Annotated in this window: 13 protein-coding genes; 7 read left to right on the top strand and 6 right to left on the bottom strand. The window is 44.2% G+C overall.

Annotated elements, in window-relative coordinates; all coding sequences use genetic code 11:
- Window positions 1–97 precede the first annotated feature (97 nt).
- Window positions 98–1,168 (top strand): ISAs1 family transposase, encoded by a 1,071-nt coding sequence (locus QUA04_RS07780; protein ID WP_333255412.1) that lies wholly within the window; start codon window positions 98–100, stop codon window positions 1,166–1,168.
- Window positions 1,169–1,511: 343 nt separating this feature from the next.
- Here QUA04_RS07780 and QUA04_RS07775 read toward each other — a convergent pair whose 3' ends face one another.
- Complete coding sequence (locus QUA04_RS07775; protein WP_333255410.1) at window positions 1,512–2,243, bottom strand: DUF7873 family protein; 732 nt, start codon at window positions 2,241–2,243, stop codon at window positions 1,512–1,514.
- Window positions 2,244–2,718: 475 nt separating this feature from the next.
- Between QUA04_RS07775 and QUA04_RS07770 the strand changes: the two genes are divergently transcribed.
- Entirely contained in the window at window positions 2,719–2,973 is a 255-nt protein-coding gene (locus QUA04_RS07770; protein WP_333255408.1) for a hypothetical protein, read from the top strand.
- 3 nt (window positions 2,974–2,976) lie between these two features.
- Here the strand turns inward: QUA04_RS07770 and QUA04_RS07765 are convergent, their stop codons facing one another.
- Complete coding sequence (locus QUA04_RS07765; protein ID WP_333255407.1) at window positions 2,977–3,870, bottom strand: EI24 domain-containing protein; 894 nt, start codon at window positions 3,868–3,870, stop codon at window positions 2,977–2,979.
- Between the two features lie 92 nt (window positions 3,871–3,962).
- Between QUA04_RS07765 and QUA04_RS07760 the strand changes: the two genes are divergently transcribed.
- Window positions 3,963–4,754, top strand: a complete 792-nt coding sequence (locus tag QUA04_RS07760; RefSeq protein ID WP_333255405.1) for a 2-phosphosulfolactate phosphatase family protein — start codon at window positions 3,963–3,965, stop codon at window positions 4,752–4,754.
- A gap of 136 nt (window positions 4,755–4,890) precedes the next feature.
- Here the strand turns inward: QUA04_RS07760 and QUA04_RS07755 are convergent, their stop codons facing one another.
- Window positions 4,891–6,276, bottom strand: coding sequence for a lipid-A-disaccharide synthase-related protein (locus QUA04_RS07755; protein ID WP_333255403.1), 1,386 nt, complete (start codon window positions 6,274–6,276; stop codon window positions 4,891–4,893).
- Between the two features lie 163 nt (window positions 6,277–6,439).
- On the opposite strand from QUA04_RS07755, the gene QUA04_RS07750 reads away from it, so the two are divergent.
- On the top strand, window positions 6,440–7,003 hold the full coding sequence (locus tag QUA04_RS07750; RefSeq protein ID WP_333255401.1) for a Uma2 family endonuclease: 564 nt from the start codon (window positions 6,440–6,442) through the stop codon (window positions 7,001–7,003).
- A gap of 56 nt (window positions 7,004–7,059) precedes the next feature.
- On the opposite strand, the gene QUA04_RS07745 is transcribed toward QUA04_RS07750, so the two are convergent.
- From QUA04_RS07745 to QUA04_RS07735, 3 genes are all read right to left on the bottom strand, one after another.
- Window positions 7,060–12,255 (bottom strand): PAS domain S-box protein, encoded by a 5,196-nt coding sequence (locus QUA04_RS07745; RefSeq protein ID WP_333255399.1) that lies wholly within the window; start codon window positions 12,253–12,255, stop codon window positions 7,060–7,062.
- 410 nt (window positions 12,256–12,665) lie between these two features.
- Complete coding sequence (locus tag QUA04_RS07740; RefSeq protein ID WP_333255398.1) at window positions 12,666–13,958, bottom strand: ATP-binding protein; 1,293 nt, start codon at window positions 13,956–13,958, stop codon at window positions 12,666–12,668.
- 182 nt (window positions 13,959–14,140) lie between these two features.
- Entirely contained in the window at window positions 14,141–16,459 is a 2,319-nt protein-coding gene (locus tag QUA04_RS07735) for a tetratricopeptide repeat protein (protein WP_333255396.1), read from the bottom strand.
- 163 nt (window positions 16,460–16,622) lie between these two features.
- Here QUA04_RS07735 and QUA04_RS07730 point away from each other — a divergent pair, with 163 nt between their 5' ends.
- From QUA04_RS07730 to QUA04_RS07720, 3 genes are all read left to right on the top strand, one after another.
- A complete protein-coding gene (locus QUA04_RS07730; RefSeq protein WP_333255394.1) occupies window positions 16,623–19,193 on the top strand; it encodes a glycosyltransferase in 2,571 nt (856 codons plus the stop codon).
- 127 nt (window positions 19,194–19,320) lie between these two features.
- Complete coding sequence (locus QUA04_RS07725; RefSeq protein ID WP_333255392.1) at window positions 19,321–22,827, top strand: glycosyltransferase; 3,507 nt, start codon at window positions 19,321–19,323, stop codon at window positions 22,825–22,827.
- A gap of 72 nt (window positions 22,828–22,899) precedes the next feature.
- Entirely contained in the window at window positions 22,900–24,228 is a 1,329-nt protein-coding gene (locus tag QUA04_RS07720; RefSeq protein ID WP_333255390.1) for a GH39 family glycosyl hydrolase, read from the top strand.
- Window positions 24,229–24,250: the final 22 nt, after the last annotated feature.

Below are 24,250 nucleotides of genomic sequence, written 5' to 3'. Positions count from 1 at the left end.
AATACGTAAATACCACATTTTTTATATTTGTCTTTTTGTCAAGTACAATTTATACTAAATTAGATGAGCTTACCCTGATCCCTTATGGCTGATACTCATGATAATTTTATTGGGCAGTTGTACGGGATATTGGGGATATAAGCCCTTAGCTGAATTTACGAAAAATCATCGCTCAACTCTGATAAAACTCTTTAACCTTCCACCAGATATTCGTTTTCCATGCGACTCTACTTTTAGAAACATCATTATCTCATTAGATTTTGAGATAATTGCCGTCCTTTTTAATATATGGGCAGGGCAGACATTACCGAGCACGCCAGGAGAATTGATGGCAATTGATGGTAAAAGTATCAAAAGGACAAGTGTTGGGGGTAATAGTTCTTACCAAAATTTTGTGAGCCTGGTTTCTGTGTACAGTCACAATCGCGGGTGGGTAGTCCGACATAAAGTCATGGAAAATCAGCAGCGAAGTGAAATCGAAGCTGTGGAGGAACTCGTGCAAGAACTTGCGGGTTCTCAAGTAGTAATTACTGCTGATGCACTGCACACTCAAAAAAAAACTATTCAGTTAATTATTGATGGAGGTAATGACTACATAATTACTCTCAAAAAAAATCAATCTAGTCTGTTTAAAATGGCTCAAAAATTGGTCGAATCTGTGGGTGCGAGCGATTCAGCTCAAACCTCAGAACGCTTGCATGGCCGCACCACAACTCGCTCTACTACAATTTATCCCGTATCTGCTCAGTTATTACCAGCGTGGGCTGGTGTCAAACATATAATTGCTATCAAAAGAACCGGCAGTAGGTGGGAAGGCAAAAAAAGTCGTCGTCGGTTAGTTGATTTCCATGAAACGCATTATTATTTAAGTAGTAAGGATTGGTCGGCAAGCCAATTTGCGTCGGCAATTCGAGGACATTGGTTAATAGAGAATCGGCTGCATTGGGTTAAAGATGTGACGTTAAATGAGGATAACTGCATCCATCGAGGTGGCAATGCACCTGCGAACTGGGCAATGGTCAGACAATTTTTACTATCTCTAGCTCGGATGCTCGGTACAAATACACTTCCTGAAGCTTTAAGATTTATGGCCAATCAACTTGAATATGTTAGCGAATTACTTTTCGGTTTATCTCATCAAGACAAACCAATTAAATCTGGCGCGTGATTGTCAGCAAATAGCCTTGCCCCACTGGTTTACTCTTTTGACAATTAATCCACCCTGCCTGCGTTTGGTAGAGGGGGCTGGATATGAGCCAGCAACCTCGATGATGTGATTTTTTCCTGACATTCGTTTTAGCGATCGGCGGTGAATGCTGAGTTTAGAGTAATAACTTGCTGTTGAATTTGTACACAATGCTGCCTCTGCCAATTGGGCTACCCCCCTATTTTGGCTAGGAGGGACAGGAGTCGAACCTGCACTATCACATTTGTACAGTTTAAGTTGAAGTTTGAGTTTGAACTTGTACTCTGTTTATATCTTAAACCATAACTATCAAGAAAGCAAGCACTTAGCGGAAAATAAACTGAAAAATTCGCTCTCCCACTCTCTGTTCCTCAACTTCAGAATTGTTAGCTTCTTCGCGGGCGAACATAACAGCTTGCTGCAAGATTTCCACCCTTTGCAGCAACTCATTGATCCGGCGCGCTGGCAAAGCTCCAGAAAACTTGACAGTCCGCCAATAGCCGATCGTAATATCTTCGTAATAAACATCGACTTGAGCCGGATGGTGTTCGGTAGCTTCAGCTTTAACGTGATTGCGCGGAGTTTTAAAAGTCTTGAGAGTTTGCACCGGTTCAGTTGCCCAGCAGTCTGCCGAAGCATCGAAGTTCCAAGTCTCGGAAGCATCTAAGACTGGAAGTTTTTTGATAAATGCTTGCACATCTGCTAACTGCTTTTCAATGAATAGCAAATAGCTGACGGGAACTTGGCTCAAAAGCACGTTTCCGTCTACAGTTACGTCTGCGCGGGCGCTACAATTTGTCCAATCTTTGGTTGCGGTTACGTCGAAGAGTTTGGTCAAAACTTCAGTCGTTTTGCGGATAATCTCTTCTGCTTTGACTTCAACTTTTTTGGACTCTGGCGGCAGTTGTTCGCCTTCTTCGTCTTTGGGACGGTAAGTGCGGGAGATTCCAGAAAGCACAGCGGGCTTCTGGAGGGCTTTTTGAGCTTCTGCTAGTTCTTGGACGGATCGGCTTTTGATGCCTTTTTCGATCGCAATAATCTGATTTAAGCGTGCCATTGTTCGATTTTATTAACGCTGAACTCACATCAAGTCCGGTTGATTTTGATAATCAAATTGTTTGTCCTGTGGCTTTTAGGGCTTTGAGGACTTCAGTCCTCAGTACAAACCTCAGGATCGTTCTTTAACCAGACTTGTTCACTTTGTAGTATTGCATAATTCAATATAAATTACAAGCTTTTTTTTGTAGGCGCAGTGCCAAGAGAACCCGCCGCTATCCGTGCCCAGCAATTTATCTCTCAAAAAATCGGCAAAATCTCTAGCCTCGCTGCCAAAGTGTAGCAAATATAACTCTTTGTCAGCGCTCCAACTACATCTTGAGATAGATGCGGAAATCCCTCCCAGGGCGCGTTGTCATATCGGGAAACATTTCTTAACATATAGATAACAAAGGGAATCCGAGGAGACACCAAAAATCCTTAAGCCCTTGGGGTGCCCCCGTTAATCAGACTTTTCGCAAACAAGGGCTAAATCAATGAACCAGCAGCAAAACTCCGAAGTTTCAGCATTTTTGCCCATGCTCCAAAAAGGCATTTGGCTGTTTGGGATTCTCTCTTGGATATTCGGGCTGACAGATAGAACTATTGCACTATTATCTGACGGATATTTGTCGGCGATAGATATTGTCCAGCTATTTACAGCATCCTTTTTCTTCATTAGCTGGCTGTTGTTAAGCCCGTTTTTGGGTCTTAACTCGCAGAGTCGGCCGAAGGAAGAAGCATCTTCCTAGTTTTTAATTGGTAATGTTAGTTTCTCGATCGCTCTTTGTTTCTTCTGGGGCAAAGCGGGCCGGCCAAATGCGATCGCAAAAAAACAAAGTTCCCGCCGTCACGCACAGCGGAATCGCCAACAGATTCAACAGGGGAATGCTCACCAAACCCAAACAAACCAAACCAAAACTCCCGCTGGCCGGCAAACTCGCCCAAATTATCTCCAACTTCTCCTGAAAAGGTCGCCTCCGCCTCTCCAAAGGTGCATCTAAAAAGTCCAAACAGACAATAGTTGCGCCCAAAGCAACGCCACCCAAACTGCTAAGAATAGATCCGAAACCCGGGATAAAATTTAGCAGCAGCAGGGGTATACCAACGCTCAACAAAATTTGTAGTTTTCGCAGTTCAAAGGCGATCGCCCTTTGAATATCCCCAAAACTACTCGCCAGATTCATTGGTGCTTCTGCGGGCAATTGACCGTTCCGCAGGAGTTCCAATTGTTCGGAAAGTTTGCCGTACCAGGGCGAACCTAAAATTACGCCAAACTGCACTAACAAAAATCCAATTATCAGCAAAAGTCCTGACACTAGGAGTACGCGCAGCAGCCAGCCGAAAGCGACTGTTAACCCGCCGAGAAAGCTCATCCAAGCGGGAAAACTCGCAATTAGAGCGTTAAATCGGACGGATAAATCGGCAACTAAAACGTCTATCCCTGCCAAACTGGGAAATAGCAAGCTTAAATAAAGACCAATACCAATTATAAAATTTAGCACCACGGGAACTAATACATAAGTCCACAGCTTGGGAGTTTGCAAAATCAGCGTGAAAGCTCGCAAAGGATAGGTGAAACCTGCCAGGAGTCGAATTGGTGCGGTAATGGCGGCGTGGGCGGGGTTAGAATTTAGCTGTTTTGACATATTTTCTGCTTTTGAGGACTCGACTCTATTTTCTATTATCCACTTTCCATTATTATTATTGCTGATGAGGATTTATCGCAGGTAGCCCAACAGTGAAGCTTTTTATTTACCATACCCCGGAACTTACGCCAGCCGACAAAATGCCGGCTTGCGCGCTCGCAGTTGATGTGCTGCGGGCGACTACGACAATGGCAACGGCCCTGAATAATGGGGCGGAAGCTGTCCAAGTGTTCAGCGACTTAGATAAGCTGATGGCCGAGAGCGAAAAATGGCCTGCTGATAAGCGGATTCGCGCTGGAGAGCGCGGCGGCGGCAAAGTTGACGGATTTGACATGGGGAATTCCCCCTTCGACTGCACGCCAGAAAAGGTGGCTGGGAAGCGAATTTTTATCAGCACAACTAACGGTACTCGGGCTCTGCAGCGAGTGCAAGCTGCAGCAACTGTGTTAACGGCGGCTTTGATTAATCGCAAATCTGTGGTGCAGTTTTTGTTAAATAAACGGCCGGAAACTATTTGGATTGTGGGTTCTGGTTGGGAAGGGAGTTATTCGTTGGAAGATACGGTTTGTGCTGGTGCGATCGCCCAAAGTCTCCTGGCAGAAAGCGGTATTCCTGCGAGCGATTTTGCTGGTAATGATGAAGTATTTGGGGCTATTGCTCTTTATTTACACTGGCAAGATCGGTTGCATGAATTGTTGGAAAGAGCCAGCCACGGTCAGCGCCTCCTCGGTTTAGGTGTTATTGAAGATTTAAAATATTGCGCGCAAACCGATACTTTTGATGTGCTGCCGGTGCAGCGAGAACCGGGAGTTTTGGTTAAGTCAGATTTTAAAATTCCTCAAGCTAATTTCTGGGATCAATCTTCGGGAAAAACGGCGAATTAAATTTTTCTGCAAGTGCAGTATTAGTAAGGTGCGCCTAGGCGCACCCTACGAAAATTAGTAGGTAGTTAGTGAACAATATTTTTTTAAATCAAGTAGAATTAAACATACTCGGTAGGGACAAAACATTGTTTTGTCCCTAGTCTATTGCAGGCAATTGAGAATTGCTGCATTCACCGCCGAAGCGCTGAATTAAACACTCGGCAATTCTGGCTGCTGCACCGGGTTCTCCCATACGACGCCAGCCATTTTCAGCGATTAGCTGCAACCTGTCGGGGTCGCGGAGCAAAGACTGTACGGCGCCGGCAACTTCGGCGGGATGTTTGACTAAAATTAATGACGGGCCTAACAGGCGACTTTGAGCTTCTGCAAAGGCGCGAGTAAATTGGGGGCCGTTTCCGGGAATGGCGATCGCCGGTTTTCCTAAACCTACAAATTGTTCTGTAGCAGTTCCGGCCATTGCTATTGCTAAATCGGCTTCGTACAAACAATCGTTAAAACTTTGCTGAGTCAAAATCATCGTGGCGTTTCTCTGCACAAATGTCAAGGGCAATAGCAAATTAGGAGATTCTTTCCGAATTTCTTGAGAGCTAGAAACAGGAGGCCGCAAAATACTTCCTTCTCGCCGCTGCGTTCTAGTTTCCCCGTCTTGTCGCCAGCCGAAAAATTCTAAACTAGGTCGCAAAGCTTCTAAGTTTAACTCTGGAGAAATGGCTCCGAAAAATAACAATTTGCGATTGGCAAACAGCGACAAAATTCCGGCTACAGCCTCTACTATTAGCAGCCAATTAGCATAGGCTTCCGGCGCTCTAGAACCGGGGAGTAAGGTGATGATGAGCGATCGCTCGATTTCCCGAAACTCTGCGTCAGGGCCGTAAAAACCGGCTGGGTTTTCCGGTTCAAGTCCGTCCATCATCGGGTTTCCGAGATTGTAAGCGGGAATTCCCAGCTTTTGTAAAGTCTCGGCGGTTAGCGCGTCCCTGGCAAAAACGGCCCGACAGCGCGATCGAGTCATCAACCAGCGCTCCCAAGGGAAATAAACCGATCGCGGGCAACCCCACCAACCAAAGACTTGGGATTTGCGAGCCAGAGGCCCGTTCTCGTCGCGCAAATAATACTCTGACTTGGCAGTACCGACAAAGGCATAGGGCGCGCCGCTGAGCCAAGCAAACAGCAGCGGTACAATATCCCCGCAGGCTAAAATAACGCCGTCTTGATTCCCAGACTGTTGTTGAGTCCGCACCCAAGCGCGGATGGCTTTAAACTGAGCGATGGTCAACTGAAGCAGGCCACCTTTTACATCGCGCAAAAATTCCCTCCCGTCCATGTAAATAAAGCCGCCCGAAGGCATCCGCTGCACCGGGCCGATGATGCGGGCGTTTTCTAGTTGAGCGAAAGCTTGCCCTTCACCCACTAGCGGAAACACGGCTAATTCTGGCGGATGCGGGTGCTGTTGCAGTTCCTGCATGATGCGAAGGGCGATCGCGTCTTCTCCGTGGCCGTTACTGAGGCAAAGTAATTTCAATCCCAACTCTCTCAAAAACTGTCTCTGAATATATAGAAGCAAGATTAGCCGCAGGATGCAAGGTGGTATAGCCGGATTTTGAAGTAATTGGATCGCCGAGCGCAGGAGTCCGGGACTTTTTGGTAAAATAGCAGATGAAACTCTATTTTATAAGTAAAATTCGATGGTACAAACTCTGCCAAAATCTTTGACACTCCAAGAGTTTCTGAAGTTGCCAGAAACCAAACCAGCCAGCGAGTACATTGACGGTGAAATTATTCAAAAACCGATGCCTCAAGGAGAACATAGTGTCATTCAAGGCGAGTTGACAAGTGCTGCTAATACTGCTCTCAAACCTCAAAAGGTGGCGCGAGCATTTCCAGAACTACGGTGCATTTTTGGCGGTCGAGCGATCGTTCCAGACGTGACGGTATTCACTTGGGAGCGCATTCCCCGTAAAGAAAATGGTGGTGTGGCAAATGTGTTTGCGATCGCCCCGGATTGGACTATTGAAATTCTATCCCCCGACCAAAACCAAACTAAAGTTACTAAAAATATTTTACATTGTCTCAAACACGGAACTCAAATGGGTTGGTTAATCGATCCACAGGAGCGATCGGTTTTTGTAGATCGGCCGACTCAATCAACGGATGTGTTTGACGAACCGGAACAGTTATTGCCCATGCCATCTTTTGCCAGGGAATTGCAACTGACAGTAGGAGAATTATTTGGTTGGCTATTAGAGTGATATCATGTCCGAGCGAGCTACCGGACATGATATCACTACTGACCACTGACTACTGACTACTGACCATCGATATATTGCTTTAAAGTAGTCCGAATTTGTTTGAGCTGAAATCCCTTAGCAAGTTGGCGCAGCTTCGAGACCAACGGGACTAAATTAGGTTCTAAACTCTCCAGCTTAGCACTCTCCTCAAAAATTTCTTCAATGTCGCCCATAGCTGCGAGTTTCAAAAGTTTTGCTACTGACTCAGAAGCCGCAGGTAACAGAGAAGAATAAGCAGGAATATCAGAGGCGGGTGACAAATTGGGAGTTTTGCGCTTTTTGTTTTCCGAAGATTCCCCATAAATCCATTCTAGTCCCAAATGCACGCGCAACTGTTCCAAAAAGTGATTTGCTTCGATCGGTTTGGGAAGAAAATCATCGTACCCTGCGAGGATGCTATCTTGCTGCGTAGCCTCGAAAACGCTAGCTGACATAGCGATTAACACAACATCTTTTACTTCCGGCAACTGCCTCAGTTTTCTTGCACTTTCTAAGCCATCCATTACAGGCATCCGCAAGTCCATTAAAATCACATCCGGTTGAAATTCAACAGTTTTGCAGAGGCATTCTTGACCGTTTTGGGCATCTGCGACCTCAAATCCCAAACGCCGCAGCAGCCTGCACAACAAATCGCGATCCAGTTGATTGTCATCCACAATTAGCACTTTCCGCTTGTTGCCGATAAAACCGACAAGCCAGCGTTTTTCCTGCAAAGGAGATACCTCCAAGTACCGTTTAGCTGCTGGCAATTCTAAATCCACCCAAAAAGTGCTGCCTTTTCCCAAAGTGCTGTGGACGCGAATTTCGGTACCCATTAGTTTCGCTAATTTCTGGCTAATCGAGAGGCCGAGACCTGTACCTTCAACAAACGTATTGCCTCCTACTTGGTGGAAAGGCAAAAATATTTCTTCTAACTTGCTTTGATCTATTCCCGTGCCGGTATCCTCGACTTGAAAGCGGATTTTTAAAGCGTGTTTGGCTGCGATCGCATTGTGGGCGAAGCGCATATAATTTTCTTTCAGTTCCGAACTCAAAGTCGAGAACTCATAGTTTTCTCCTTGCCCTCGACTCCAGGCCCCTGTACCGACATAGCCGACTTTGAAAGTCACACCACCACTGTTAGTAAATTTAACGGCATTGCTGAGTAAATTTATGAGAATTTGACGCAATCTTTTTGGATCGACACGAACGCAGCTAGGCAGGGGAGAGACTTGTTCGTAATTAAATAAAATTTCTTTTTGAGAGGCCCGCATCTGAAATAGATCAGCAATATTTTTCATAAAACTTATAAAATTTAACTCTTCCGGGTAGAGTTCCATTTTTCTAGCTTCAATTTTGGAAAGATCTAAAACATCGTCGATTAACATCAGCAGGTGTTGACCGCATTGTTGAATATTGCTGAGACTTTCTTGGTGATCGGAGTTTAAGTCTTTGTCGGTTTTGAGGATTTGAGTGTAACCTAAAACGCCGTTCAAAGGCGTGCGTAGTTCGTGGCTCATATTGGCAAGAAATTCGCTTTTGGCGCGGTTGGCGCTTTCTGCGGCTAATGCAGCTTGTTGGAGGGCAGATTCTGCAAGTTTGCGCTCGACAATTTCCGTTTGTGCTTGTTGAAATAGCGTCGATTGCTGGATCGCGATCGCCAATTGCACGCACAATTGCCGGAGGGATTCTATTTCTGAGGAATCCCAGGAACGGGGGCCACTGCAATCGTGGGCGATCAGGAGTCCCCAGAGCTGGTTTTCTGCCGTCGGTTGGACTTGGGAAAGGCTTTCTCGTGCTTGTAAAATCGGCACTATTAAGTTAGCTTTAACTTCAAATTGTTCGAGAAATTTAATGTGACATTCGCTCATATTTTCCGCGTAAATATCTTCTATGGCGCGAATATTTCCTTGCTGGTAAAGATTAACAAATTTATCTCTAAAACACGTATCCAAATAGTCGAAATTTTGTAAGGAAAGTATATCTTTAGCTACGGATTCGACAACTACAATACCGCTCCAGTCGGGATTAAAGCGGTAAATAACTGTGCGGTCTGTTTGCAAAAATTGCCGCACTTCTTCGACAGCAGTTGTCAGGACTTCTTCTAAATTTAGGGAAGAGCGAATGCGATCGAGCATGGCAACTACTAGCCGTTCTCGCCTTAATTGCTGCTGCAGGGTCATCTCCGCTTGTTTTCGTTCGGTAATGTCGGTAATTACTCCCACTAACCCGATTAAATGACCAGTTTCATCTTTAATGCCGTCGGCGCGAAATAAAGTTGTTACCAGTTTGTTGTTTTTAGTGTTGATTTTGAGTTCGCCTTGCCAAGATTTGCCTTTACGGATCGTTTTAAACATTTCTAGCAGCACTTTAGTTTGGGGGTAAATTGCTGTTAATCCGCCTGCTGTGTTTAGTTCTTCTGGGGTGTAGCCGTACTGTTGAACAAAGGCTTGATTGTGGTAGAGCGATCGCCCTGTCAAGTCAGCAATGCCGATCGCATCGCTGGTGCTTTCCACCGCTTGAGTAACTCGCAGCAAATCTAATTCTGCTTTTTTGCGATCGCTAATATCAGTAATAGTGCCGATATAGCCTTTAATTTCCTGCTTGTCTCCAATTTCTGCAATTGCCTGACCTATCACCCAAATTACCCGACCGTCTGGACGCTGAAAGCGGTATTCTGATTTAAAAGGAATTTTCTCAATAATTGCTCGATGCCATTCAGTTTTTACCCGCTCCGTATCATCGGGATGTATGGCATTCATCCAGCCAGTTTCTGCTGCTAATTCTGCGGTTAATCCCGTAATTTCGCTCCACCGTTGATTCACATACAGGCAATTTCCCAAGGTGTCGGTATGGAATATGCAGACTGGGGATGCTTCTGCTAAAGTTTGGTAGCGGCGCTGACTCGACCGCAGGGCTGATTCTACCTGTTTTCTATTAGTTATATCGCGGACTATAGAAATGATTTCGCCACCGACAAGCCTTGTTAGCGACAATTCTTGAGGGAACTTAGTACCGTCTCTGCGCTGACCAGTAGCTTCTATATTGCAGTACCCTTTTTGCAGGAGCATCGGCATTATTTGTAGTTCAAAAAATAAATTTTCTGCTTTGCTGTAGAGCATTTTCCATTTCTTCCCATACAGTTCGCTAGGGCTAGTCAAGCCGTACATTTTGAGATAAGCGTCGTTGGAATAAATACATTCTTTATTATTATTAAAAATGGCGATTCCGTCATAAGCAGCGGCCATTGCTACTGCTTGTCGCTGGAGTTGGGACTCTGCTTGTTTGCGAGAGGTAATGTCGTGACCGACGGAGTAGATTAAACCTTCTTCACTAAATGGCGATGACGTCCACAGGAAGCATTTGTAAGAACCATCTTTGCAGAGATAGCGGTTTTCAAAGGAGATGCTGGAGGTACCTGCTATTAGTTTGACTCCTTCGGTTGCGGTAGCTTTTCGATCGTCTGGATGAACAAATTCGATCATCGGCTTGGCAAAAAGCTCAGCACTACTGTAGCCTAGAACCGTTGACCAAGCCGGGTTAAATCGTCTAAAATAGCCATCGAAACCTACAATACAAAGCAAGTCTAAGGAGATGGTAAAAAAGTGATCGCGCTCTGTTTGCGCCTGCTTTAATTCAGTGATATCCATCACTAAACCGTCCCAGAGAATATCGCCTTCGCTGCCAGATTTGCTTTCATTCTTGAGCCTTTCCGGTCTCGCCGCTCCTTGCAGCCACTTAACTTTCCCAGATGGCAAAGTCTGTCGCCACTGCTGCTGCCAAGGTTCCAAGGTAGTCGCTGAAATTGCGATCGATGCTTCTAAATCTAAGAGATCGTCTGCGTGAATTCCGCTGAAAATCAGTTCCGCATTTTCCTCGATTTCTTCTGCTTCTAATTCGTACACTTGGCGGCTGCTTGAAGAGACGTAGGGGAAAGACATTTTTCCAGTTTCTGACATTCGTAATTGATAAATTGTTCCCGGCAGGTTAGCTACCAATTTTTGAAAGCGAGCTTCGCTTTGTTCCAGGGCTTTTTGTTGCTTTCTATATTCGGTAAAATCTCTAATTGTACCCACTATTACTTTACTGTCGTCTGCTATTTTAAAGACACTTTTTTTTGTAGAAATTATGTGTTCTCTCCCGGCAGAGTCTGTGAATTTTTCTTCGGTTTCCAAGCAGACACCCGTTGTCAATACTTCTTCATCTTTTGTCCAAAAAACAGCAGCTTCTGATTGGGGGAAAAAATCATAATCTGATTTGCCGATCAGTTCTTGCCGTGATTTGCCGACCAACTGACAAAAAGCATCATTTAATATCATCCAGCGGTGTTGCTCGTCTTTGACAAAAATTGGGTCTGGCGTAGCATTTATGGTGTGGTTTAAAAATTCTTCTGACGCTTTGAGTTTGGCTTCGTAGCGGTAATGATCGCTCACGTCCAACACTACTTCGATTATCCGGTCAATAGACCTGTCCGGGCGACGGATGCAGCGCCGGGAAACTCGCGTGTGAACTATTTCGCCGTTTTTTCTGAGCCACCTTTTGTCTAAGATGTAACCGTCGAGCCTACCTGCTAACATCTGATAAAAATTTTCACAATTAGCCTCCAAATCCTCTGGATGAGTCAACTCTAGCCAATTCTTTTGCACGAGTTCGTAGCGCTCATAGCCCAGCAAATTGCACAGGGCATCGTTAACTTCTATCCAATGACAATTTTGAGGAATTTCGCTGTCAATAATTGGAGCCATGATTGCAATGCCGATCAGGGAATTTTCCACCACCGAGCGATATTTTTCTTCACTTTTTCGCAAAGCATCTTGACTGTTCTGGCGTTCTATGGCGTAACGCAGCGATCGAATTAACAGTTCGCTGTCGATTTTTCTTTTTACCAAATAATCCTGTACGCCGACCGAAATCAACCGCAGGGCAAGTTCTTCGTCGTTTTGGGCGGTCAGAACTACGATCGGCACATTTACCCCGTACTCTTGTACCCGAGCCACCGTCTCGATTCCCAGACTATCTGGCAGTGAAAGGTCTAATAAAATTATGTCAAAAGTTTCTTGATTCAATCGCTGCTGCGCTTCGCTGAGACGCTCTACTTTCGTCAGCACTATACGCTGCGCGCCGCCAATTTCTGACAGCAAATCTTCAATCAGCTCAGCTTCCTGAGGGTTGTCTTCTACTAACAAAACTTTAAAGCAGATAGGAGGCAAAGCTAAGTTAAAAACTGCTTTCATAATATTTCTTAACCAAGTAAATATTAAACTAACTTGAATTTTACCTGTGATTTTCAGGGCAGTCATTCAATTGCACGTACACATACATCTACAGTCTGATTGGGGAGGGTAAGCAAGCGCTACAAAAATTATGTTTAATAATGAAAATTATATCACGCACCAACTAGACTGTCAACGGAATATAACTTTTGTTCTAACTGGCAATTTATACCAGTTAAAAAAAGAATGCAACTGTAGCCCATCTCCCACCCCGATAGTCACAATCCTTCCCAATAATTCAATGCTTTCATCTGCCATATTAAATAGTATTAACTTCTAGATTGTACCTTATAGGTTAGGAGTTAAAGTTTATAAAATAATAAATTTTATCTACTTTAGAGCTTATCCCTTTTGCCGAAAGTATGTCTCGATTAAGCGAGAGTAAAGTAAAAAGTTGAACCTTGATCCGGTTGCGATTCCACCCAGATACATCCGCCGTGAAGTTCCACAATTTTTTGACAAATTGCTAAACCAATACCTGTCCCAGAATATTCTCTTTGAGTATGCAAGCGTTGGAAAATTTGAAAGATACGTTTTTGATGCTGGGGAGCAATCCCAATTCCATTATCTGAGACAGAAATTAACCAGCTTTCCTCCTGTTTGCAAGCGGTAATATGAACCACAGGCGGTGCATCGTGGCGATATTTAATCGCATTGCTGACTAAGTTTTGAAATAGCTGTACGAGTTGAGAAATATCCCCCATTACCGCGGGTAATTCGCTGTAGGTGATAACAGCTTTAGTCTCGCGGATCGCCCCTTGCAGGTTCGCGAGTGCTTGCTCGACTGCGTGATTGCAATCTGTCAGTTCAAAAGGTTTCCGACTCCGGCCAACGCGCGAATATTCGAGTAAATCGTCAATTAAAGTTTGCATTCTGGTGCAGCCCTGAACGATATTACCGATAAACTTACTACCTTGGCTGTCGAGTTGGTCTTTGTAGCGTTTTTCTAAAAGTTGAGCGTAACTGGCAATGGTTGCTAAAGGCGCTTGCAAGTCATGAGAAGCCACATAAGCAAATTGTTCTAGTTCTGCATTTGAACGCGCCAATTCTTGGTTAGATTTTAATAGAGCAGATTCGGCGCGCAGGCGGTGGGATATCTCTTGTTGGAGTACCAAATTTTGCTCTTGCAGAGCTTTTTCAACAGCGCGACGGGTGCTGATTTCTTGTTGCAAAATTTGGTTTTTTTCCTGAAGAGTTTGTTCGACTGCTAAGCGGCTCGTGATTTCTTCTTGCAGCAGCATATTTTGTTCTTTTAGCTGCTTTTGTAAATTCCGCAGGCTGAGGTGACTTTCGATGCGGGCGAGAACTTCTTCAAACTGAAATGGCTTGCTGATATAGTCAACAGCTCCCACAGCAAATGCGTTTACTTTGTCAAAAACTTCATCTTTAGCGCTGATAAAGATTACCGGGATTTCGCGAGTTTTTGCTTCTAGTTTCAAGTGCTGACAGACTTCGTAGCCGTTCATTTCTGGCATCATTATGTCGAGCAAAATCAAATCTGGTGGATTAGAATTGCAGGCTCTCAGAGCCATTTTTCCGTTAATCACGCAGCGGGGGGTGTACCCCCTCTGAGTCAACATCGTAGACAACAAACGCAGGTTTTCTGGTGTATCGTCCACTACTAAAATGTTTCCTAACGGCGTCCCTGGTTGGTGATTGTTCATTGATTATTTCCCAGTTCCTATTTTCTTCACAAAAAATGTTTGCAGCTATTTTATTTAGGACTTACGGAAAACACCCGGTTTCTACTAAAAATATTGGGTAAACAAAACGAGAAATCTGGTCATAAACCGGGTGTTTAGGCGTTTGTGCAAAGCAAGTCCTGTTATTATTCGTTTACCAATCCTCAAATCCCCAGCAGCAGAGTCAGAACATTATTGCCCCAAGCCAATCCTTTGTCTAAAACCTTAAAGCCCGCGACTTTGCACATAGCTTCTAAAGAAGTAGCTGTAGGCAGCCACCAGCACGCCGCCAAATTGTCCATATCAAAAACTGCTTTTTCAGTTATCCCTATAAGTGGGTTGTTGTTGAGGTAGGGCTGCCAGTAAGCTGTTAAAATAGCTCGTTCAGCGTCGTCCAAAGCGGGAATAAACATTACTCCAGAAGCGGGAATTTCATAGCGTCCCAACTCATTTTCTATAACTTCTTGGGTGATAGCTGAAGTGAAAACTAAATGCTCGCGAGTTATCTGACGCAAGGCAACTAAAATCTGCAACGGATGGGGGTGGTGGTATAAAACTCCTGCACAGTGCACTACATCGTAAGGCTCGCCAATGTCTGCAAGCTTAATTTGAGTTATATCTCGATTGATACAGTGATAATTAGCAATATTTAAACTTGTCATGCGATCGTGAAAATTTTGCCACCAGTCGAGGTATGCCGGCATGGCATCAATCATTGTCAGAGAAACTGCACCGTATTTGCTAGCTACAGATACTTTTTCGCTGACAGTTCCCCACAATCCGCCTACTTCTGCAAAAGTCTTGCCTTTGACTACTCGGGCAATGTAGCGATCGCGAATATCCTTAGCCTCTAACTCTAATAATAGAGTAGATTCCCCTGTTTGACGCTGTTTTTCTAAAATCTCCTCTAATTTTTGCGAGATTTCTGGATCTTTTGGTCTAATTTCTAATGCCATCAAGTACAACATTATGGCTTCGTTAAGCCGAGCGCTCTCAGCAAACTTTTGGGCTATTTCGCAGTAAAATTCAGGAGCGTGCTGCGGCTGCATTTCGTGGTGATAGTAGCTAGTTGCTACATCTGAATCTACCGGAGTTCTTTTAATTAGAGCCTCACCTAACTTTAGGTAAATTTTCGGGAGGGACGGCTCGATTTGAAGCGCACAAAGGTAGGCGGAAACAGCATCGTTCCATGCGTGACTTCCACTCAAAGCATCGCCTAAATTGTAATAAGACCAAGAAATAGTGGGATTAAGTTCAATAGCACGTTGGTAAGCGGTAGCTGCAGCTTTCCACTGTTGGGTTTTTAACAGCGCTTCTCCTAAATTATGGTAAGTCCAAGAGAATTCGGGATTGAGTGCGATCGCCCGCCGATAAGCGAATGTTGCTGCTGCAAATTTTTGAAGTTTAACTAAAGTCAAAGCTAAGTTATAATGAGACCAAAATAAATCCGCATTTAGTGCGAGCGCCCGTTCGTATGCAGCCTCAGCTTCTGACCACTTTTCTAGTTTAAAAAAAGCATCTCCTAACTTGTGAAAAGCAGCGAAAAAATTCTGGTCTACTTCAGTAGCGCGCTGGTAAGCTGCGGCGGATTCAGACCATTGTTCTAATCGATCGTAAGCTGCACCGATGCTGTAGTAAGACCAAGAAAAATCCGGGTTAATTTCAACAGCCGTGCGGTAGGCGATCGCAGCTTCTTGCCATTTTTCTAAATTGAGCAGCACGCTGCCTAAGTTGTAGTATGACAAAAAAGAATTGGGATTTAAATCAATACTTTTTCGGTAGGCAGTCTCCGCTTCGCGCCAGAGTTCCTTGGCTTGCAAAACATTGCCTAATTTGTAATGAAACTCCGAAATGTCCGGCTGGAGTTGAATAGCTTTGCGGTAGTGAACAATAGCTTCGTCCCACTGTTTCAGCTCGCTAGCAGCTTCTGCTATTTTGCAATAAGCTTCGCAACAACTCGGGTTTAAAAAAATGGTGCGGTGGTAACAAACTAGCGCTTTTTCTGGCTTATTTTGGGCAAGCAATGTATTACCCCAATCTAGATATTCTTCCGCTATTTCTATCGGCTCCAAGATGAGTGCTTGATACCAACAGTCTGCTGCTTCCTCAGCCTGACCGACTTGGGTAAATATCCGGCTCAAATTTCGATAAAATCCTGCAAAGTCCGGTTGGAGGGAGATGGCTTTTTGGTAACAGGCGATCGCCTCTTGCCACTGTTCCAATGTAGCGCATAGAGTGCCGAGGTTAGCAAAAGCTTCGGCAAAATCCGGTTGCCGGGCGATCGCAACTTTATACCAATACCTTGCGTCTTCTAGTTTACCCTGAGCTTGCAGCGCCTTCCCCAAGGTCTTGCAAGTCTCTGCAGAGTTGGGATCAGATGCCAAAACTTGTTGGCAAAGTGCGATCGCCCGATCGAAATTCCCTGTAGCTAAATAAATTTCTGCCTGCTGCTGGAAATTCACTTGCACTGTTTCTGAATTCATTTTTTCTTTTCCTTTGGAGTAATGATTATCTGTAAGATTATATGCTAGAATTTGCCAAACTTCAAATTTTTGTAATTAGAGCTACCGAGCACAGAATAGTGCTGAATGTCCGCGACATTAATATAAACTAGATAATCATAGGTTAACAGCAAGCGAAAAAATAATGTCAACAGCCACTCGGACACCGCAAGTAAGCGTAATTATACCTGTATATAATGGCGATCGCTACATCGTGCAAGCGGTTGAGAGCGCCCTACATCAAACTTTTACTAATTTGGAGATTATAGTTGTAGATGACGGTTCGACAGATTGCACGCAGCAAGTATTGCAGCCTTATCTTGACAGAATTCGCTACATATATCAGGAAAATCAAGGAGTAGCAGCCGCCCGAAATCTTGCTTGTCAACTAGCGCAAGGCGATTTTTTGGCTTTTCTAGATGCTGATGACTATTTCCTACCATCCAAGCTAGAGAAACAACTAGCTTGCTTTGACGCTGATCCCGCATTAGATATGGTGCAAACAGGTTGGCTGATGGTCGATGAAACAGGGAAAGATATTTTTGAGATGAAGCCTTGGCAGCAAGCGCCTAAATTAGATTTAGAAAGCTTTATTATATTTAAATGCGTGCGTCCCAGTGCGATGATGCTGCGCCGAAAGTGGTGGGAAAAATTGGGCGGTTTCAATGATAATTTTCCGTTGGCTGAAGATTTGGACTTTGCCTTGCGTTTAGCTTTAAAGGGGTGCAGAGCAGTTTGGTTAGAAGAGATTCTTACCTGTTATCGCCAGCACAATTCTAATATCATGTCAAGCGGTTTGCCGCTAATGAAGAATACAGAAGTTTTGATGAAAGAATTCTTCAAGCGACCTGATTTGCCTGAGTCAATTCGCCAGTTAAAAAACCAAGAACGCTATCTATGCTTCAAGTGGCTGGCATGGCGGATGTACCGCGACGGTCATCTAGCAGAGATGGCCCAGTGTTTGGAAAAATCATTGCAATATACGCCTTTTTCGCCCACAAAAACAGTTTTGAATTGGCTGGAAACTTTTAGGATAGCTTCAATAGAATATGGTGAAAATTTTGATGCTTATTCGCTGAGTAAGTTAGCGGAATGGCAAGAGATAATTCTGATGGTGATGACTAATCCACCCCAATCTCAACAGAGTTCTATTCCCACACCTTCAAAAGCGCGTGAAGCGAAGCTATCCCGTAGGGAAACGCACATTCTACTCTACAACACCGATGATCCGGGCGTGGGAGGATTAGCGCAGTACAATCATGCCATTCTTTGTCAGTTAGCCCTATTAGGCTATCGAGTCACTTGCGTGCAAACGAAACATTCTAGCCCCTTGCTTGAGCGAGAACGAGAGTTAGGTATAGAGCACTTGTGGCTCGATTTTAGCGGTCATAAAGATTTACAGCGGGTATTAAGAAATACTCAGGATGCACGAGAGCTTTTTGCTAGCAATCAACCGGATATGATTATTTTTAGCGATGGTTGGCCATTTTCCAATTTTGCAGCTAAACAGGTAGTTATTGAAATGGGAATACCATACATGATGGTGATTGGGTTAGTTATGCCAGAACACGCAACTTTTGCCTGCGGGGATGTAGTGCCTTATGTAGAAGGAGTGCTTCACCACTGCCTGCAAGCTAGAGCCTTGATTGTTGGCGCTTATGAACATTTGAATTTATTGTGCCAACATTTCAAGTTGCCAAAAGAGCGAGGACAAGTGATTTACTTGGGACGTTCTCCTGAATATTTTTTACCTCCTAATGCTGCGGCTCGTCAACGCCTGCGACAAGAAATAGAAATTCCTGAAGATGCGATTGTCTGTTTCACATCGGCTCGATTGGCATCGATTAAAGGGCATCGATATCAGCTCGAAGCAATCAAGCAGTTGCAACAGTCTCCTGTGTGGTCTAAACTGTATTTTGTGTGGGCAGGAACTGGTGAGGGAAGCGCTGACAATGTAGAACTAGAATTGAGGGAAACTATTAAAGAGTTAGGGGTGAGCGAGCGCGTGAAGTTGATCGGACAGCGCTGGGATATCCTAGATTGGCTGGATGCTAGCGACATATTCATTTTAACTTCTCTAGCAGATGCAGCGCCTTCTTTTTCAGTAATGGAAGCGATGGCTAAGGGATTGCCGGTAGTTGCAACGGCTGTCGGCGGTATTCCTGAAGGGCTTGGCGATACTGGGAAATTGTTGCCCGATCCGAATACCGATCCAGAGGGAACTGCGAGGGAATTGGCGGAAACTGTAGAAGCTTGGGCAATGAATCCCGAATTACGGCATCAAATCGGTCAAGTTTGCAAACAGCGAGCCGAGAAAGTGTTTAAAGAGGAACGAATGTTGGCAGAGTCGATTGAGGCGATTGAAAAAGCTTTACTTTTCGATAATCGCCAAACAGATCCATTTGTTACTCAAAAAGAGGTGCAGAGGTCAATGGCGAAGATAGAAAACCGGGTGCACTACAGCTCTTTAGTGTGGAATGCTTGGCAGGCTTACTGTCAAGAAGATCTAAGCGGCATGCAGAAGTCGCTGTTAGAATCTTTGAAGTACACACCTTTTTTGACTACAGAAACGCTGTTAAACTGGGTAGAATATTTTGGCAATTTTTCCTTAATTAAAGGGCATAATCTAGATACATATTCTCTCATTAACTCAGCAGAATGGCAACAATTAGTCGAGGAATTACAGGGGATTGAATCTGTATTTTATGCACGCTAGAATACCAGATTTACCTTTCAAATTCGGAATGCTGTCAACAGTAGAATGGCATCTGCCTTCTGCCTGACCTCCGTTACATCCGTTTCAGAATCCGTTGCCGAACCCTTCCTTATCATCGATAAAATTCATGTCAATAGCAAATCCGGCATCGCGAGTAAGTGTAATTATTCCAGCATTTAATGGCGATCGTTACATCGCGCAAGCGGTAGAAAGCGTCATCAGCCAAACATATAAAAACTGGGAAATTATCGTCGTAGACGACGGCTCAACCGACGACACCCGCCAAGCATTGCAGCCTTATTTTGACAAAATTCGCTATGTTTATCAGGAAAACCAAGGAGTAGCTGCCGCGAGAAACCGAGGAATTCAAGAATCCCGAGGTGAATTAATTGCTTTTTTAGATCAAGATGACTTTTTTTTGTCAGATAAGTTAGCTGGACAAGTTGCGTTATTTGACGCTCAGCCATCACTAGGAATTGTTAATAGTGGCTGGCGAATGGTAAAAGAGCAAGGCGAAAGTATTTTCGATGTCACACCCTGGGAATATTTGCCTCAGCTAGACTTAAAAACCTGGATTGTTTATATGCCCCTACTTCCGAGCGCGATGATGTTTTCGCGACAGTGGTTGGAACGAGTCGGCGGCTTTGATTCTCAGTATGATTCAGTAGATGATGCCGACTTAATCTTGCGTTTAGCACTATCGGGCTGCGAAGCTGCTTGGTTGCCTCAAGTGACAGTATGCTACCGCCAGCACGGGCAAAATGTGTCGATCCAGAGAGCGCTGAAACAGGCAAACCTTGCTATTAAATTAAAGCAAAATTTATTCAGCAGATCCGACTTGCCAGAGGACATCCGTCAATTGGAAAAGCCGGCTTTTTATGAGATTCTAACATGGATGTCGTGGCAACTTTACTATAGCGGCTATCCGGTGCAAGCACTGGAGTATTACCAAAAATCTTTCCTTTATACTCCTTACTCGCCAGAGAAAACAGTAATAGATTGGCTTGCTCGTCTGACTGCAATTTCTAAATCTTACGGACTTGACCCCGACACTGAATCTTTAAGAAACTTACCAGAATGGAAAAAGTTAATGGTTAGCATACTTCCCAAAAAAACAGCGCGAGTCAGCGTAATCATCCCCACTTACAACTGCGAGCGCTACATTGTCAAATCCATAGAGAGTGTTCTTAACCAGACTTATCAAAATTGGGAAATTCTCGTCATAGACGACGGTTCAACTGACAACACTCGCCAAGTTTTAGCACCTTACCTCGATTTAATTCAATACATCTATCAAGATAACCAAGGAGCAGCAATTGCTCGAAATCATGCTTGTAAGTTAGCAAAAGGGGAATTTTTAGCTTTTCTAGATGCTGACGACTTTTTCCTACCAAAAAAACTAGAAAAACAAGTAGCTTGCTTTGATGCTGACCCCACATTAGATATGGTGCAAACAGGTTGGCAGATAGTTGGGGACAACGACGAAGCCATTTATGGAGTAAAGCCTTGGGAAGAAGCACCAAAATTAGATTTAGAAGCCTTTGTTTTCTACAAATCAGTGCGTCCCAGCGCCATGATGCTGCGGCGCGAGTGGTGGGAACGCTTGGGAGGTTTCGATCCTCGCTTTCCGCCAACCGAAGATTTAGATTTTGTCCTACGTTTAGCTTTAAAAGGCTGCAAGTCAGTTTGGTTAAAAGAGATATTAACCGGCTATCGTCAGCACGACAGCAATATCATGTCTAACGGCTCCAAATTAATGAAAAATACGGAAATAGTGATGGAGCAATTTTTCGCCAGGCCAGACTTACCTCAGCACATCCGTGACTTAAAACGCGCGGAACGTTACAAGTGTTTAGTATGGATAGCATGGCGGATGTACCGCGACGGATATTTGCCAGAAATGGTCGAAAGTCTGCAAAAATCTCTGTATTACACTCGTTTGACCGGCACTGAAACTGTTTTTAATTGGCTGGAAACTTTTAAGGGGGTTTCGGAACAGTACGGCGACAACTTTGATGCCTATGCCTTAACCAATTTACAGGAATGGCAAGACATAGTGGCGATCGCAGCTAACAATCCTTATCAGTTCCAATCGGCTTCCACTTCAGCTTCTCGGCCGCCAACAAAGCACGTACTCCTGTACACAGAAGACTCAGGAGTCGGCGGATTGGCTCAGTTTAACCACTCGCTGATGTGTAAATTAGCTGCCGATGGCTACCGAGTAACCAGCGTTCAAAGTCAAGCTTCTAACCCTTTAATTACCGAACAAAAACAGCTCGGTATCGAACATATTTGGCTAGAGTTCGACACGATGAAAGAGTTTTTGCGAATCGCTTACAATTTGGATGATGCTCAAAAGATTTACGCCCAGGCTCGACCGGATTTAATTATATTTAGTGACGGCTGGCCGATGGCTAACTTTGCAGCTAAACAAGTTGCGATCGAGCAAAATATACCGTACATAATCAGTCTGGGTTATATCAATCGCAATTATGAAACCTTTGATCGCGGCGATCAAATTCCCTATTTCGATGCAGTTGCCTACCAGTATATGGTAGCCCAAGCAGCAGTAGCAGTTTCCTACGAGAATTTAAACTTGTTCCAAAGTCTATTTAAAGCGCGTCTAAAACGAGGAAAAGTAATCTATTATGGCAGACCAAATAGTTATTTTGAGCCGCCGGATCTTTGCACTCGCCAACGCCTGCGTCAAGAACAAGGAATCCCAGAAAATGCTATAGTTTGTTTTACGGCGGCGAGATTAACTCCAATTAAAGGGTATCAGTATCAATTGCAGGCGATCGCCCAATTGAAAAATCGTCCAATATGGCCCCAAATTTACTTTGTTTGGGCTGGGCCTGGGTCTACTACTCACGACAATATGGAACCTGAATTAAGAGCAACTGTGAGCAAATTGGGAGTAGAAGAACAGGTTAAATTTTTAGGACAGCGCTGGGATATTGCCGATTGGCTCGACGCCAGCGACATCTTTATTTTATCTTCCCAAGCAGAAGGAATGCCGTTAGCAATTATGGAAGCAATGGCGAAAGGATTGCCCGTAATTGCCACAGCAGTCAGCGGGATTCCTGAAGAATTGGGAGATACGGGAAAGTTGTTGCCCGATCCTACAATCGACCCAGAAGGAACTGTAAAAGAGTTGGTAGAAACCGTGGAAATATGGGCAGAAAATCCCGAATCGCGCCGACTTGCAGGACAAGCGTGCAAAGCGCGAGCCCAAGAACTATTCAAAGAAGAACGGATGCTTCGGGAATATGGAGAAATAATTGAACAGGCATTTGTAAGTGACGATGAGAGCGACAGTTTCTCTATTAGTCCGAAACTCAAAAAGCAGGTACAGCAAGTGGATAGCCTGCTGCAATACTATTATTTAGTGTGGAAAGCTTGGGAGGCTTACGATTGGGGAGATATGTCCGGGATGGTAAATAATTTGCAATCTGCTTGGGCCTGCACACCTTATTTTACCACAGAAACAATCTTTGATTGGGTGAAAAGTTTTGGCATTTTTGCTGCGGAAAAAGGGGTTAATTTCGATACCAACGAGCTGATTAACTCGCGTTCGTGGCAACAAGTGATAGAATCAATACAGGGTTTTGAAGTGTTGTCGTCCGTTCGTTAAAGCTGAGATGTTGCAGCATTCTTAGGAACGGGCAAGATGCCCATTCCCCAAAAAATTAACCAAAGAAAAGATATGCAATTTTCATTCAAGTTCCCACGTATTAATAAACTGCTGCCAATTTGTTTAGCTATTGTCACTGTTCTGTTAATAGCCTATTTTGGACAGCCAAGAGCGATCGCCCAGCTTCGATCGAACGTTACAGTAGATTTTGGACAGCCAGCCACCAGTACAATTTCCATGAGTGGCATCCTGCACGGAATCGACACTGCCAAACCGCCGGATAGCTCGATCAAACCCTTGCAGCCCAAGCTTTGGCGGGCGGGGAGACTCGATATTTACGATCGAGTAATCGCCAGCGGAGCCGAGTTTCAGTTAGTAGTCAGCGACTTGTGGGGCTACGGTAGCAATCCCAACGGCTGGCCCTATCAAAACTACCCTGCATGGGAAGCATTCATCCGACAGTTAGCCCAGCAAAATAAAGGCAAGAAAATTATTTGGGATGTATGGAATGAACCAGATTTAAAAAATCCGTTTTGGAATGGAAGCAGAGAACAATTCTTTGAAACCTACAAAAGAGCTTACAAAATTTTGCGAGAAGAATTAGGACCGTCAGCAATAATTGGCGGGCCGAGCATTACCAACTACAATAAAGGATATCTGACCGCTTTTTTGAATTACTGCAAAGCGAACAAACTGGAAGTAAATTTTCTAGCTTGGCACGAACTCAATGATACAATGATCTTATTTGTTGACGATCATGTAATTGATGCTAAACGTAATTTCCAGCAAAGTCCCTCTTACAAGGAACTGAACTTGCAAAAAATTTACGTCAACGAAATTGTAGGGAACTTAGCGCAGTACCAGCCGGGGGACATCTTAGGTTATTTGTATAATTTAGAGTATGCAAAAGCTGATGGCGCTTGCAGAGCTTGTTGGGAGAGTAAAGGGCCAAATAAAGTTAGCAATTGCTTCAACAATACGCTGAGTGGGATGGTCACGCCTAATACCTTTGAGCCAAGAGCAGCTTGGTGGGCTTACAAAGCTTATGCTGACGGAGTTAATTCGCGGGTGCAGAGTTGGTCAAATAACAATCGCCTTGTCGCTTTAGCCAGCAAATCAAATCCTCAAGGTAAAGCACAGATACTTTTAGGTTATTTTGACCCCAATTTTTCCTCAGCAACAACGGTAACATTAAGCCTCGGAAATTTGGAGCAGCTAGGTATTCAAAGAGGTCAGAAAATCACTCTAAAATTAGAAAAAATTCCCAACAATCAAGAAGTAGCCGTGCCACAGCTTGTCACTGTTAAAGAAGAAAGTTTGTCTGTGGGTAGCGGCAGCTTGGCTTATGTTATCCCTAATTTAAACGTCCACGAAGGCTACTTATTGACGGTTAGCAAGTGAGCTAGCTATCCTATTAAATTGT

This window comes from Microcoleus sp. S13_C5, from assembly GCF_036700845.1.
Taxonomy (GTDB): Bacteria; Cyanobacteriota; Cyanobacteriia; order Cyanobacteriales; family Microcoleaceae; genus Microcoleus.
The sequence above is the reverse complement of the archived record's forward strand: the minus strand, read 5'-3'. Positions and strand labels throughout refer to the sequence as shown.

What these genes read in the sequence shown, in the direction of transcription:
- QUA04_RS07775 (WP_333255410.1), bottom strand. Translation starts at nt 2,243, where the DNA reads ATGGCACGCTTAAATCAGATTATTGCGATCGAAAAAGGCATCAAAAGC.
- QUA04_RS07745 (WP_333255399.1), bottom strand. Translation starts at nt 12,255, where the DNA reads ATGAAAGCAGTTTTTAACTTAGCTTTGCCTCCTATCTGCTTTAAAGTT.
- QUA04_RS07730 (WP_333255394.1), top strand. Translation starts at nt 16,623, where the DNA reads ATGTCAACAGCCACTCGGACACCGCAAGTAAGCGTAATTATACCTGTA.
- QUA04_RS07740 (WP_333255398.1), bottom strand. Translation starts at nt 13,958, where the DNA reads ATGAACAATCACCAACCAGGGACGCCGTTAGGAAACATTTTAGTAGTG.
- QUA04_RS07770 (WP_333255408.1), top strand. Translation starts at nt 2,719, where the DNA reads ATGAACCAGCAGCAAAACTCCGAAGTTTCAGCATTTTTGCCCATGCTC.
- QUA04_RS07780 (WP_333255412.1), top strand. Translation starts at nt 98, where the DNA reads ATGATAATTTTATTGGGCAGTTGTACGGGATATTGGGGATATAAGCCC.
- QUA04_RS07750 (WP_333255401.1), top strand. Translation starts at nt 6,440, where the DNA reads ATGGTACAAACTCTGCCAAAATCTTTGACACTCCAAGAGTTTCTGAAG.
- QUA04_RS07720 (WP_333255390.1), top strand. Translation starts at nt 22,900, where the DNA reads ATGCAATTTTCATTCAAGTTCCCACGTATTAATAAACTGCTGCCAATT.
- QUA04_RS07725 (WP_333255392.1), top strand. Translation starts at nt 19,321, where the DNA reads ATGTCAATAGCAAATCCGGCATCGCGAGTAAGTGTAATTATTCCAGCA.
- QUA04_RS07765 (WP_333255407.1), bottom strand. Translation starts at nt 3,870, where the DNA reads ATGTCAAAACAGCTAAATTCTAACCCCGCCCACGCCGCCATTACCGCA.
- QUA04_RS07735 (WP_333255396.1), bottom strand. Translation starts at nt 16,459, where the DNA reads ATGAATTCAGAAACAGTGCAAGTGAATTTCCAGCAGCAGGCAGAAATT.